General features: G+C 65.7%; 10 protein-coding genes and 3 pseudogenes. 8 read left to right on the forward strand and 5 right to left on the reverse strand.

The window, feature by feature from the left end:
• Positions 1–62 precede the first annotated feature (62 nt).
• Entirely contained in the window at positions 63–1271 is a 1209-nt protein-coding gene (locus P0Y64_09450; GenBank protein WEK41662.1) for an LL-diaminopimelate aminotransferase, read from the reverse strand.
• A gap of 159 nt (positions 1272–1430) precedes the next feature.
• Between P0Y64_09450 and phaC the strand changes: the two are divergent.
• The 4 genes and pseudogenes from phaC (at position 1431) to clpS (ending at position 4682) form a co-directional block, all read left to right on the forward strand.
• Positions 1431–3172: pseudogene (phaC, locus tag P0Y64_09455) on the forward strand (class I poly(R)-hydroxyalkanoic acid synthase).
• A 582-nt stretch (positions 3173–3754) separates the two neighbouring features.
• Positions 3755–3910, forward strand: a pseudogene (locus tag P0Y64_09460) (hypothetical protein).
• A 73-nt stretch (positions 3911–3983) separates the two neighbouring features.
• Positions 3984–4172, forward strand: coding sequence for a phasin family protein (locus P0Y64_09465; protein ID WEK41663.1), 189 nt, complete (start codon positions 3984–3986; stop codon positions 4170–4172).
• Positions 4173–4352: 180 nt separating this feature from the next.
• A complete protein-coding gene (gene clpS, locus P0Y64_09470) occupies positions 4353–4682 on the forward strand; it encodes an ATP-dependent Clp protease adapter ClpS (protein WEK41664.1) in 330 nt (109 codons plus the stop codon).
• An 18-nt stretch (positions 4683–4700) separates the two neighbouring features.
• Here the strand turns inward: clpS and P0Y64_09475 are convergent, their stop codons facing one another.
• Entirely contained in the window at positions 4701–4937 is a 237-nt protein-coding gene (locus P0Y64_09475; protein WEK45117.1) for a hypothetical protein, read from the reverse strand.
• On the opposite strand from P0Y64_09475, the pseudogene murA reads away from it, so the two are divergent.
• Positions 4824–6057: pseudogene (gene murA / locus P0Y64_09480) on the forward strand (UDP-N-acetylglucosamine 1-carboxyvinyltransferase). The gene P0Y64_09475 and the pseudogene murA sit on opposite strands and share 114 nt — an antisense overlap.
• A gap of 155 nt (positions 6058–6212) precedes the next feature.
• Here the strand turns inward: murA and P0Y64_09485 are convergent.
• From P0Y64_09485 to P0Y64_09495, 3 genes are all read right to left on the reverse strand, one after another.
• A complete protein-coding gene (locus tag P0Y64_09485) occupies positions 6213–7808 on the reverse strand; it encodes an AMP-binding protein (protein ID WEK41665.1) in 1596 nt (531 codons plus the stop codon).
• Positions 7805–9367 carry an acyl-CoA synthetase gene (locus tag P0Y64_09490; protein ID WEK41666.1) on the reverse strand — a complete coding sequence of 521 codons (1563 nt, stop codon included), beginning with the start codon at positions 9365–9367 and terminating at the stop codon, positions 7805–7807. Before P0Y64_09490 ends, P0Y64_09485 begins: the two co-directional genes overlap by 4 nt.
• A gap of 62 nt (positions 9368–9429) precedes the next feature.
• Positions 9430–10689, reverse strand: a complete 1260-nt coding sequence (locus P0Y64_09495) for an acetyl-CoA C-acetyltransferase (protein ID WEK41667.1) — start codon at positions 10687–10689, stop codon at positions 9430–9432.
• A gap of 83 nt (positions 10690–10772) precedes the next feature.
• Here P0Y64_09495 and P0Y64_09500 point away from each other — a divergent pair, with 83 nt between their 5' ends.
• The 3 genes from P0Y64_09500 to P0Y64_09510 are packed head-to-tail and all read left to right on the forward strand — an operon-like array spanning position 10773 to position 13956.
• Positions 10773–11354: a TetR/AcrR family transcriptional regulator gene (locus P0Y64_09500; protein ID WEK41668.1), complete on the forward strand. Its 582-nt coding sequence runs from the start codon at positions 10773–10775 to the stop codon at positions 11352–11354.
• On the forward strand, positions 11351–12310 hold the full coding sequence (locus P0Y64_09505; GenBank protein ID WEK41669.1) for an NADPH:quinone oxidoreductase family protein: 960 nt from the start codon (positions 11351–11353) through the stop codon (positions 12308–12310). Before P0Y64_09500 ends, P0Y64_09505 begins: the two co-directional genes overlap by 4 nt.
• A 32-nt stretch (positions 12311–12342) precedes the next feature.
• Complete coding sequence (locus tag P0Y64_09510) at positions 12343–13956, forward strand: choline dehydrogenase (protein ID WEK41670.1); 1614 nt, start codon at positions 12343–12345, stop codon at positions 13954–13956.
• The last annotated feature ends 3 nt before the right edge of the window (positions 13957–13959 follow it).

Genomic DNA, 13959 nt, shown 5'->3' on the forward strand with positions numbered 1-13959 from the left:
CGGCCCGCCGCCTGCTTATCCGAGCAGGCGGCTGGTTGCGTGACCGTCAGCGACGGGCGCACTCACCCAGCGGTACGCGCGGGCGTGTTGACGCCCATCATTTGCAGGTAACGCTTCACGTTGCGCGCTGCCTGGCGCAATCGTTGCTCGTTCTCGACCATCGCGATGCGCACGTAACCCTCGCCGTTCTCACCATATCCCACCCCTGGCGCAACCGCGACCTTGGCGTGAGTCAGCAATTGTTTCGAGAACTCAAGGCTACCTAAGTGCGCCAGTGCCGGCGGCAGCGGCGCCCACGCAAACATCGATGCGCGCGGGGAGGGGATTTCCCAACCGGCGCGGCCGAAGCTCTCCACCAGCACGTCGCGACGCTTGTGATAGAGTTGGCGGTTTTTCTCGACGATATCCTGCGGGCCGTTGAGCGCTGCGCAGGCCGCCGCCTGAATCGGCGTGAAGGCGCCGTAATCGAGATACGATTTCACCCGTGACATCGCCGCGATCAGCTTTGCATTGCCAACCGCGAAGCCGATCCGCCAGCCGGCCATCGAATAGGTCTTGGAGAGCGAGGTGAACTCGATCGCCACGTCCTTCGCACCCTTCACCTGCAGGATCGATGGCGTCGGATTGCCGTCGTAATACAGCTCCGAATAAGCGAGGTCGGACAGGATCCACACCTGATTCTCGCGCGCCCACGCCACCAGCCGCTCATAGAAAGCAAGATCGACCGTCTCGGCCGTCGGGTTCGATGGGTAATTGACCACCAGCACCGACGGGCGCGGCACGGTATAGGCCATCGCGCGATCGAGGCTTTCGAAATAATGCTCGTCAGGCGTGGTGGGCACCGCGCGGATCGTGGCACCCGCGATGATGAAACCGAACGTGTGGATCGGATAGGATGGGTTGGGCGCCAGCACCACATCGCCCGGCGCGGTGATCGCGGTGGCGAGGCTGGCCAGCCCCTCCTTCGATCCCATGGTGACGACCACTTCCGTTTCTGGATCGACATCCACGCCGAAGCGGCGGCCATAATAATTGGCCTGCGCGCGGCGCAGCCCCGGAATGCCCTTCGACTGGGAATAGCCGTGCGCGCCGGGCTTTTGCGCGACTTCGCACAATTTCTCGATCACATGCGGGGGCGGGGGCAGGTCGGGGTTGCCCATGCCAAGGTCGATAATGTCCTCTCCCGCCGCTCGCGCCTGTGCCCGCATCGCGTTGACCTCGGCGATAACGTAGGGCGGCAAGCGCTTCATGCGGTAGAATTCGTCGGACATTGGTACTCCTTTCGCATCCGCACCATATCGCGTCCCGCGCGCGGGCGACAGGTGCCACGTGCTTCGTCACCGTAAAAAGCCGCTATCTCATCTCTGTAACATTGCTACGCTGTAAGCGGATCACCCACGCCGCAGCGATGTTGCTTAAAGGAGAGGATGATGACCGAGTTCCAGTCCCCCACCCTCGCGGATTTGCAACGCTGGACCTGGGTGCTCGGCCGCGCGCAACAGATGATGCTCGAACAGGGGCTGGCGGCGATGCGGCCCGGCGGGGGCGAAGGCGCGTCGGGAATGCCGATGATCCCCGGCTTCAACGATCCGACGACGCTGGAACGCGCGAGCGATTTCTGGCGCGACAGCCTCAACCTGTGGCAGCGGTTCCTCGATCCCGCCGGCACGTCGAAGGAAACCGACGCACCCGCGCAATCCCGCGACAAACGCTTCAAGGCGGAGGCGTGGCGGGATAATCCCTTGTTCGCGTGGATTCGCGAAAGCTACGTCCTGATCTCGGATCATCTGCTGAAAAGCGTCGATGCGATGGAGGGGATGGAGCCGGCGCAGAAGGAGCAATTGCGCTTCGCCGCCAAGGGCTTCGTTGATGCGATGAGCCCGAGCAATTTCGCGCTGACCAACCCGGAGGTGATCGAAAAGACGATCGAGACCGGCGGCGAAAATCTGCTCAAGGGCTTGCGCCACATGCTGGCGGACATGGCGCGCGGGCAACTCACCCACACCGATGGCGACGCGTTCGAGGTTGGTCGCAATCTCGCCGTCACGCCGGGCAAGGTGGTGAAGCGCACGCCGCTGTACGAGCTGATCCAATATACGCCGACGACGGAGAAGGTGCTCGGCGTCCCGCTGGTGATCTTCCCGCCGTGGATCAATCGTTACTACATCCTCGATCTCACGCCGGAAAAAAGCTTCATCCGCTGGTGCGTCGATCAGGGCATCACGGTGTTCGTCGTGTCATGGAAATCGGCCGACGCGTCGCTCGCCGACACCGCGTGGGACGATTATGTCGCGGCGCAGATCGACGCGATCGACACGGTGCGCGATGTGCTCGACGTGCCGGCCGTTCACACCATCGGCTATTGCGTCGCCGGCACCACCCTTGCCGCGACGCTCGCGCTGCTCGCCGCGCGCGACGAGGCGGAAAAGGTGGCGAGCGCGACCTTCTTCACCGCGCAGGTGGATTTCGCCAGCGCGGGCGATCTGCTCAATTTCGTCGATGATGAACAATTCGCCCTGATCCGCCGGCTTTCGCCGCAGGGCTTCCTCGACGGGCGCTATATGGCCGCGACGTTCAATCTGCTGCGCGGGCGCGATCTGATCTGGAATTACGTCACCAACAATTATCTGCTCGGCAACGATTATGCGCCGTTCGATCTGTTGCACTGGAATGGCGACACCACGAACCTGCCGGCGAAATGGCACCTCTCAGCTATCTGACCGATCTGTATCGCGACAATCTGCTGGTGAAGCCGGGTGCGCTGTCGGTCGCGATGGCACCCCGCTCGATCTCACCCGGATCAAAACGCCGAGCTACATTCAGGCCGGACGAGAGGATCATATCGCGCCCGGCCGAAAGCGTGTGGAAGATGACGCAAATGCTGTCCCGGGCCGATGAAATTCGTGCTCGCCGGTTCGGGGCATATCGCTGGCGTGGTCAATCCGCCGGCCGCAGCATAAATACCAATATTGGACCAATCCGGCCCCGTCCGGAACGCTCGATGAATTCGTCGCCGGGGCGAGCGAGACGAAGGGGAGCTGGTGGCCGGACTGGCTGGACTGGCTCCATGCGATCGACGCGGGCGAGGTGGCGGCGCAGCACGCGACGCGTGCCGGGCGCAGGCAAGCTGGCGGCGATCGAGGACGCGCCCGGGAGCTATGTGAAGGCTAAGATAAGGCTAGTTATTCCAGCCGGGCCGATGCCGCTGCGCGACCTTATTGTTGCGCTGCACAATAATGCCTTGCGGAATCGCCGCACCGACTCTAGTATGTTGCACCGCAGCAAGATGGAGTCGTTGCGGAATGACCGACACTGCCGCCAAGCCCGAACTGAAGCCTGTCGCCAACGCTAGCGCTCCGCCGCCTGCCAAGCCCGCGCCCGCTCCGGTCGCTGCCCCGGTCGCGACGCCGGCTGTCGTTGCCAGGGAAGCAGGCTGCTAGCCCGCCCTTGCCAAGGCACCCGTCGCCGCCCCGCTGGTGACCAAGCCGGTCGGTCGCCACGTGACGCGCCGAAAGCCGCGCCGCATGGCCGCCGCGTCGGTCGCCGTTGCCAAGCCGGCGACGGTTGCGGTTACCGCCACCACCGCGAACATCGACGCCGGCGGCCCCCCGCGCGGTCGTCAAGCCGGTCGCCAAGAAGCCGGCACCCCGGGCCAAGGCCGCTACGGCCCTACCCGCGCCTACCCGCCCGCCCGCCCGGCCGGCGACCATCGCTGCAAAGGAACCGATCAAGATGGTCCGACCCGATCAAGAACGTGACCGAAAAGACCCAGGCCTATTTCGCCGAGGCCAACGAGCGCGCCAAGGGCGCGCTCGAAAAGGGCGTCAAGGCCCTCGAAGACGCCAACGCCTTCCACAAGGGCAACCTCGAAGCGATCGTCGAATCGTCGAAGCTCGCCGCCAAGGCCGCCGAGAAGATCGGCCAGGACGCCGCGGCCTACGCCAAGACCTCCTACGAGAAGGCGACCGAGAGCCTTCAAGGCGATGTCGACCGTCAAGTCGCCGACCGAGCTGTTCAAGCTGCAGAGCGACTATGCCCGCGCGTCGTTCGATGCCTTCGTCGCCGAAGCGTCGCGTTCGACCGAGGCGGCGCTGAAGCTCGCCGGTGAGATCGCCCAGCCGATCTCGAACCGCGTTGCGCTCGCCGCCGAGAAGATCAAGGTCGCCGCGTAATCCGGGGCCTCGCCCCGCACGGGGCGAAAAGGAAGAAGGGGGTGGCTGCGTTAACGCGGCGGCGCCCCCTTTTTCGTCGTTAATGACACGCGCGCGCCCTTGCCCTTGCGCGCTCGGCGATGCCATATTTTGCGACGCAACCATGCAGCGCCAGCCTTCAAACCTATCCAGCCGATCCTGATGGCCGAGCGCCGCGACGACGATTCCGACGGCGGGACCGGTATCGGCGTAGCTACCCGCGCGCGGACCCGTACCAAGCAGCCGACGCCCTATCGCGTGCTGATGCTCAACGACGATTACACGCCGATGGAATTCGTCGTCCTGTGCCTCCAGCGCTTCTTCCGCATGAACGTGGAGGAGGCGACGCGGGTGATGCTCCACGTCCACCAGCGCGGCGTCGGCGTGTGCGGCGTGTTCAGCTATGAAGTGGCGGAAACCAAGGTGGGGCAGGTGATCGACTTCGCCCGCCAGAACCAGCACCCGCTGCAATGCACGCTGGAAAAGGCGTAGCCGGGCGCTGAACCGGCCTTATCCGGCTCGTAAGTAGAAGAACATTCGCGCCGCTTGGCGACGTGCCCGTGGTTCGATATGCGCGAACGCATGGACCGTATCCTCATCCGTGGCGGCAATCGCCTTTCCGGCACCCTGCCGATTTCCGGCGCGAAGAATGCCGCGCTGACGCTGCTGCCCTGCGCGCTGCTCACCGACGAGCCGCTGACGCTGCGCAACCTGCCGCGACTCGCCGACGTCGACAGCTTCGGCCATCTGCTAAACCAATTGGGCGCATCGACCGCGATCGAGGGATCGCGCCCGGAAGATTTCGGCCGCGTGATGACGATCCGCACCGGCAAGCTCACCTCGACCGAGGCGCCCTATGACATCGTGCGCAAGATGCGCGCGTCGATCCTCGTGCTCGGTCCGATCCTGGCGCGCGCGGGCGAGGCGCGCGTGTCGCTGCCCGGCGGCTGCGCGATCGGCAACCGCCCGATCGACCTGCACCTGAAGGCGCTGGAGGCGATAGGCGCAGATCTGGAAATGTCCGCGGGCTATGTCACCGCGCGCGCGCCCGGCGGGCGCCTTTCGGGCGGCCGCTATGCCTTCCCGATCGTTTCGGTCGGCGCGACCGAGAATGTCGCTGATGGCCGCCGTCACGGCGCGCGGCACCAGCCGGATCGACAATGCCGCGCGCGAGCCGGAGATCGTCGATCTGTGCCGCTGCCTCGTCGCGATGGGCGCGCAGATCGAGGGTATCGGCACCGAAACGCTGGAGATCGAAGGCGTCGACCGTCTCCACGGCGCGACCTATGCCGTAATGCCCGACCGGATCGAGGCGGGCAGCTACGCCTGCGCGGCGGCGATCACCGGCGGCGATATCGAACTTACCAATGTCGATGCCGACGATATGGGCGCGACGCTGGACGCGCTGCGCGATGCCGGTGTGAAGGTGGTCGCAGGCAAGCGCTCGGTGCGCGTTTCCGCCGATGGGCCGCTTGGTCCGCTGACGCTCTCCACCGCGCCCTTCCCCGGCTTCGCCACCGACATGCAGGCGCAGTTCATGGCGATGCTGTGCAAGGCCGACGGCGCCAGCGTGCTGACCGAGACGATCTTCGAAAACCGCTACATGCACGTTCCCGAACTCGCGCGGATGGGCGCGGATATTCAGGTGCGTGGCCGCACCGCGGTGGTGCGCGGCGTCGATCGCATGGTCGGCGCGCCCGTGATGGCGACCGACCTGCGCGCGTCGATGAGCCTGATCCTGGCCGGGCTCGCGGCCGAGGGCGAAACGGCGGTCAGCCGCGTCTATCACCTCGATCGCGGTTACGAGCGGCTGGAAGAGAAATTGAGCGCGGTCGGCGCGGATATCGAGCGCGCCAGCGACGGCTGAACCGCCGCCGCTCCCCCGATGCGATAGCGCGATGCGCTAAGCGGCCGGGGGAGGCGGGCGCGCTTCGCCGTTCGCCGGCATCTACCAAACGGCGGACGTTTTCAGGGCGACCCTGGTTTAATGGGGGGAAGAGGCGGAACGCCTCCTCACCGCCCTCACGCCACGCCGGCGAGCCCCTTCGCCTTGGCGTAATCCGCTTTGCCGTTCGGCGCGCGCAGCGATTGATCGGTCGCTACGAGCAATTTGGGCAGCTTGTAGCCTGCAACCCGGGTGCGCAGGTGATCGCGCGCCGCGCCCTCGACATAGCCGTCCGCCGCCTGCACCACCGCGGCTACCGCCTGTCCCCATTTCGGATCGGGGATGGCGAACACCAGCGCATCCGCCACGCCGGGGCAGAGCTTCAGCGCCTCTTCCACTTCCTCGGGGAAGATTTTTTCGCCGGCCGAATTGATGCACGCGGAGCCACGCCCGAGCAGCACCAGAGTGCCGTCCGCCAACACTTCCGCATAATCGCCGGGGATCGAATAGCGCACGTCATCGATCGTGCGGAACGTGCGCGCGGTCTTCTCTGTGTCCTTGTGATATTCCACCGGATTGGGTGGCCCGAGCGCGACGATCCCGCGCGCGCCCGATCCGGGCACGACATCGCGATCATGCTCGTCGAGCACGCGGCAGCGCGGGCCGACCATGAACTTCGCGGTTTCCACCGTGCCATCGCGCGTGGTGATCGACACGCCCATGCCGATCGCTTCCGATGAGCTGAAATTATCCTGGCACATCGCATCCGGCATATGGTGGATCAGGCGGTCCTTCACGCCTTGCGTCCACATCACGCCCGATGAGATGATGACCCGCATCGACGCCACGTTCCACCGCGCCGGTTCTTCATCCAGCGCATCGACGATCGGCCGGGCGAAGGCGTCGCCGACCACCACCAGCCGGTTCGCCTGCCAGCGGTCGATCGCGTCGAGCGCCTCTTCGGCGCGGAAGCTGCGGCTCGGCAGCGTCACGACAAGTCCGCCGCCGAGCATCGCGCCATAAGCGGACAGCAGCCCGGTGCCGTGCATGATCGGCGGCCCGACGACGGTTTTCGGATAATCCGGGTTGGCTGCGGCGAACATCGCCGCCTGTTCCACATCGACGGGGACCGGCAGCCCCTGCGCCGCCGCGACCGCGATGCCGATCGCGTTGAGATCGGCATGGGTCCACACCACGCCCTTCGGCATACCCGTGGTGCCGCCGGTGTAGATGAAGAAGCGGTCGGCCGGATCGCGCGCGATATCGAGCGGCGCGCCATCGCCGACGTCGAGTGCCTCAAGCCGCTCGGCGAAGGCGGGGGCGTCGCCCGGCGCCTCATCCCATTCCACCCATGTCCTGACCAGCGGCGAGCGATCGACCACCGCCGCCACCGCGTCGCGCAGCCGCGCGTCATAGAACAGCACGGTCGCGTCGCTGTCGGCGAGGATATAGGCCAGCTCGTCCGCGACATAACGGTAATTGACGTTGACGTGGGTGCCGCGCGCCTTCCAGCACGCCATCAGCGCGACCATGTAGTCGGCGCTGTTATAGGCGTAGAAAGCGACGCGCTCGCCGGGTTGCAGCCCGCGCTCGATCAACGCGCGCGCCAGATTGTTCGAGCGGCGGCGAAGCTCGCCCCAGTCGACCACTTCGTCGCCATGCGCCAGCGCCACGCGGTCGGCGGGAATCTTCCGCTCGATCGCCTCGATAAGATCCCCGAAATTGAAGCTCACGCGGCGGCCCCCTCCACCAGCGGCTTCTTGCCCCAATATTCGTCGCGCAGCAGCCGTTTGTAGAGCTTGCCGGTATCGTGGCGCGGCAGTTCGGCGCGGAAGTCGATGCGGCGCGGCGTCTTGACGTGGCTGAGGTGGGCGCGGACGAATTCGGTCAGCTCGGCCGCCAGCGTATCGCCCGCTTCGGCCATGTCGCGCGGCTGGACCACGGCGACGACCTCTTCGCCCATCTCCTCATGCGGCGCGCCGATCACCGCCACGTCCGCCACCTTGGGATGGGTGACGAGCAGGTTTTCGATCTCGGCCGGATAGATGTTCACCCCGCCGGATATGATCATGAAGCTCTTGCGATCGGTGAGGTAGAGATACCCTTCCTCATCCATCCAGCCCACGTCGCCCAGCGTGGTCCAGCCGTGCCGGTCGGTTGAATCGGCGGTCTTCTCCGCATCATTGTGATAGGAAAAGGTCCGCTCCCCGGTCGGGCTTTCGAAAAAGATCGCGCCCTCGGTGCGCGCGGGCACCTCATTCCCTTCATCGTCGCAGATATGCGTGATGGTGGTCAGGTTGCGCCCGACCGAGCCTTTGTGCGTCAGCCATTCTTGCGCGCCGATCGCGTGGAAGCCGTTGCCTTCGGTTCCGGCATAATATTCGCCGACGATCGGGCCCCACCAGTCGATCATCGCCTGTTTCACCGGCACCGGGCAGGGCGCGGCGGCGTGCCAGACGCCTTTCAGCGACGACATATCGTATTTCGCGCGGACATCCGTTGGCAGCTTGAGCATACGGATGAAGTGCGTCGGCACCCATTGCGCGTGGGTGACCGCATGTTTCTCGATATATTCCAGTGCCTTTTCGGCGTCGAAGCGATCCATGATGATCACCGTGCCGCCGATCTGGTTCACCGCCATCGACCAGCGCAGCGGCGCGGCGTGATAGAGCGGCGCCGGGGACAGATAGACGATATCGGGCGTCCAGCCGTACAGCAATTGCCCCAGCCCGACGAGCGGCGACGGGTTCATCCCGAACGGCTCCTCCGGCAGCGCGAAACGAACGCCCTTCGGCTTGCCGGTGGTGCCCGACGAATAGAGCATGATCTGCCCCGGCGAGGGGTCTGCGATCGGCTCGGCCGGCTGCGCGTCGCGCGCCGCCTCATAGCTTTCATAACCTTCGGCCGTGCCGCCGACCATGAAGCGCCGCATGTCGCCGATGCGGGGCAGCAGCGCCGCCGCGCATTCGCCGGTCGCGCGGGAGACGATCACCGCGCGGCAATCACCATCGCGCAGGATATATTCCACCTCGTCGACCATCAGCTTCGACGAGAGGCAGGTGACATACACCCCGGTCCGCTCCGCCGCCCACATGATCTCCAGATAGCGGGCGTTATTGTCCATCATCACCGCGATGGCGTCGCCGCGCTTCAGGCCGAGCGAGCGGATCAGTTGCGCACCCTGATCGGCACGGCGATCGAGTTCGGCATAAGTGACCACTTCGCCCGTTGCGGCCATGATATAAGCGGCCTTGTCGGGCGTCGCCCGGGCATGAGCGACCGGATGCTGCATTATCACTCTCTCCATATGGGGGCGTGGCGGCGTCTTTGCGCGCCGCTCACGCCATCATGTCATTACCCCTCGACGCGCTCCACGATGATCGCCGGGGCCATGCCGCCCGCGGCGCACATGGTGACGAGGCCGTAGCGCTTGTTCTGCCGCTCCAGTTCGTCGACCACGGTGCCGATCAGGATCGCGCCGGTCGCGCCGATCGGATGGCCGAGCGCGATCGAGCCGCCGTTGACGTTCACCTTGCTGCGATCGAGATCGAGATCACGGATGAACTTTTCCGCCACCACGGCGAACGCCTCGTTGATCTCCCACAGGTCGATATCGTCCTTGGTGAGACCGGCCTTGGCGAGCACCTTCTTCGCCGCGGGCACCGGCGCGTTGAGCATCAGCGTGGGATCGTCGCCGATGTTCGCCATCGCCACGATCCGCGCACGCGGCTTCAGGCCGTGTTTTTCGGCATAGGCCTTGGACGCGAGCAGCACGGCGGCCGCGCCGTCGACCACGCCGGACGAATTGCCGGCATGGTGGAAATGCTCGATCTTCAGATCGGGATATTTGCGGTTGATCTGCTTGCGGAACGTGTCGCCCTGATTGTTATAGGGCATGTCGGCCATCGCGCCGAACGACGGCTTCAGGCTCGCGAGCCCTTCCGCGGTGGTCTGCGGGCGGGGGTATTCGTCCTTTGCCAGCACGACATTGCCCGCATCGTCGACGACGGGGACGATCGACTTGTCGAACCGGCCCTCAGCGATCGCCACCGCCGCCTTGCGCTGGCTTTCGAGGCCGAGCGCGTCGAGCGCCTCGCGGTCGATGCCTTCCATGCTGGCGATGGCGTCGCCGCAAATGCCCTGGTGGCTCTGCGGATGCGACAGGTTGAGGCGCGGGTTGCCCGAGCCCATGCCGAGCATCGGCTTGCCCGATTCCATATCTTCCTGCGCCATCGCGGCGGTGAGGCTCATCATCTCGGTGCCGCCGGCGATGACGAGATCTTCCATGCCGGACATGATCTGCGCCGCCGCGAAGTTCACCGCGGTGATGCCGCCGCCGCAGAAGCGATCGAGCGTGGTGCCCGATGCCTTCACGTCGAAGCCGGCGTCGAGCGCCGCCATGCGGCCCATGTCGCCGCCCTGCTTGCCGCGCTGGGTGGAGGTCGACCAGATGATATCGTCCACCTCGGCGGTGTCGAGGTTGTTGCGATCCTTGATCGCCTTCAGCACCGTCGCGGCGAGATGCTGCGGGTGCATCTCGGCGAGCGCGCCTTTCCCTTGCTTGCCGATCCCACGCGGGGTGCGGACGGCGTCGATGATATAGGCGTCAGGCATCTCGAAATCTCTCCAGAGCGGGTGGCGGAGTCGGCTCTTTACCGACGCCGGTTTCCGGCATAACCTTCGTTATGGTAGAGGGGATGTCAAGCGTGCCGCCAGCAATTCAGACTACATCGCGGTCGCCGGACCTCACACCGCGCGACTGGCTCGAAGCGGGGCAATCCCTGTTGCGGCGCGGCGGGTTGCGCGCGCTCAAGCTGCGTCCGCTGGCGGATGAGCTGCGTGTCTCCACGGGAAGTTTTTATCATCATTTCAAAGATTTCGACGACTATCAGGGGCAGCTTGCGCGGTATTTCTCCGAAACGCAGGTGAGCGATCTGCTCGATGCGCTGGAGCGTGCCACCCCCGATCCGATCTCCCGCATCCGGTTGCTGGGGCAAACGGTTCGCCGGCGCGGTTCCTCCCGGCTGGCGATCGCGATGCGCGCCTGGGCGGAAAGCGATGACCGGGCGCGAGAGTCGGTCGAGCGGCATGATGCGCTGCTGCTCGATTTTCTCGCGCGCAATCTCACGCCGGCGGGTTTCACCCGGCATGAGGCGGAAATCCGTGCTTATGGCCTCATCACGCTTGGGCTGAGCAAGATCCATGCGCCGCAGCTCGACATGAATACGTTGTTCGATTCGCTGCTCGACATCATGGTCGCGCGTCCCGCCCACCGATGAGGGCGCTGGTCGTCTCTACGCTGTCGCCGGATCTGTCCGGCACGGCGCTGGCCGATGTGCCGGATCCGGTGCTCGCGCCGGGCAAGGTGCTGGTGCGGGTCAAGGCGGCCTCGCTCAACTATCCCGATCTGCTGATGACGCGCGGCGAATATCAGCTCAAGCCGCCGCTGCCCTTCACGCCCGGCATGGAAGTGGCGGGGGAAGTGATCGCGGGCGAGGGCTTCACGCCGGGCGAAGCGGTGGTGTGCGGCGCGCGGCTCGGCGGGTTCGCGGAGATCGTCGCGGTCGATGCCGGCAGCGTGCGGCGCAAGCCCGCGCATCTGTCGTTCGGCGAGGCGGCGAGCGTCGGCACGGCCTATCTCACCGCTTATGTCGCGCTCGTCCGGCTGGGGATGGCGCAGGCGGGCGAATGGGCGCTGATCCATGGCGCGACCGGCGGGGTCGGGCTGGCGGCGGTCGATCTCGCGCATGCGCTCGGCTGCCGGGTGATCGCCTCATCCCGTTCGGCGGAGAAGCTGGCGCTGGTCGCGGCCGAATATGCGCCTGAGGCAACCGTTCCCGCACCGGGCTTTCGCGAGACGGTGAAGGAAATCACCGGCGGCGGCGCGGATCTGATCTACGATCCGGTCGGCGGCGATGTGTTCGATGAATCGACCCGCTGCATCGCATTCGGCGGGCGCCTGCTGGTGGTGGGCTTCACCTCCGGCCGGATCGCGACCGTTTCCACCAACATGCCGCTGATCAAGGGCTTCTCGGTCGTCGGCGTCCGCGCCGGGGAATATGGGCGGCAGTTCCCGGAGAAGGGCCGCGAGAATCTCGACGCGATCTGGCGGCTGGCGGAGGAGGGGCGCATCCGTCCGCGCGTCCACGCCGAATATCCGCTCGCCGATTGGCGCGCGGCGTTTGAGGCGATGCGTGACAGCAAAATGGTGGGGAAGCTCGTCATCGCGCCATAAAAAATGACAACATAAGAAGCAGGAGAGATCAGGTGGCAGGCTATGATTTTGTCGTCATCGGCGGAGGTTCGGCCGGTTGCACGCTCGCGGCGCGGCTGTCCGAAGACCCCGCCGCCACCGTCTGTTTGCTGGAGGCCGGGGGCGCCAACAAGGATATGCTGGTGCGGATGCCGGCCGGCGTCGGCAGCCTGATCAAATCCAAGAACAAGCATAATTGGGGCTTCTGGACCGAGCCGGAGCCGTACCTCGACAATCGCCGTTTGTGGTGGCCGCGCGGCAAGGGACTGGGCGGATCGTCCGCGATCAACGGCATGGTCTATATGCGCGGCCACCCGCAGGATTATGACGAATGGCGCCAGACCGGGGTTGCCGGCTGGTCGTGGGATGATGTGCTGCCCTATTTCCGCCGGCTCGAAGGCCATCATCGCGGCGAGAGTGGCGGGCTGCACGGCGCGAACGGGCCGCTGACCGTTTCCGCTGGCGAGAACGACAGCCCGTTCCACGATGCGCTGATCGCCGCCGGGGAGCAGGCGGGCTATCCGATCACCACCGATTTCAATGGCGCGGTGATGGAGGGCTTTGGCCGGTACGACCTGACCATCGCCAACGGGCAGCGCTGGTCGACCGCCGCCGCCTATCTGCATCCGGTGCAGGCGCGGCCGAACCTCACCGTCATCACCGGCGCGCGCACCACGCGGATCGTGGTGGAGGGCGGGCGTGCCGTCGCGGTTGAGTATCTCGTCGGCAACAAGCCCGCGCGGGTCGAGGTGGTGGGCGAGGCGTTGCTTTGCGCCGGCGCGGTGCAGAGCCCGCAGATCCTCCAGCTTTCCGGCATCGGCGATCCGGCGCGGCTGAAGGATGCGGGGGTCCGCGCGGTCCATGATCTGCCCGGCGTGGGCGAGAATCTGCAGGACCATCTCGATATCATCATGCACTGGCGTTGCCACGGGCTGACGACCGCATATTCCGCGACGAAAGGCCTGCGGCAGCTCAAGGTCGGGCTCGAGTATATGCTCCGTGGCAGTGGCTATGGCCGGCAGCAATTCCTCGAATCCGGTGCCTTCGTCTGTTCGCGCCCCGGCCTGGTCAGGCCCGATGTACAGATTCATGCCGTGCTCGCGATCATGAAGGATCACGGCAAGGTGCAGGTGAAGCAGGACGGCTTCTCGTTCCATCTGTGCCAGCTTCGCCCCGAAAGCCGTGGCCGCGTGACGATCGCGTCAGCCGATCCGCTGGCCGATCCGCTGATCTTCGCCAATTACCTGAGCCAGCAGGAGGATGTTCGCGTGATGCGCGAATGCGTGAAGATCGGGCGTGACGTGGCGGCGCAGGCGGCGCTCGATCCGTATCGCGACAACGAACTGTCGCCCGGCGCGGACGTGCGGACCGATGCGGAGATCGATGCGTGGGTGCGCCGCACAGCGGAGACGATCTATCACCCGGTCGGCACCTGCAAGATGGGCGCGGACGGGGATCGCATGGCGGTGGTGGATGCGCGGCTCAAGGTGCGCGGGCTGGATGGGCTGCGCGTCGTCGATGCTTCGGTCATGCCCACTTTGGTGGGATCGAACACCAATGCGCCGACGATCATGATCGCGGAAAAGGCCGCCGACATGATCCGCGAACGCACGATGGCGACGGCTTAGGCC

It is taken from the genome of Candidatus Sphingomonas colombiensis (assembly GCA_029202845.1).
GTDB lineage: Bacteria > Pseudomonadota > Alphaproteobacteria > Sphingomonadales > Sphingomonadaceae > Sphingomonas > Sphingomonas colombiensis.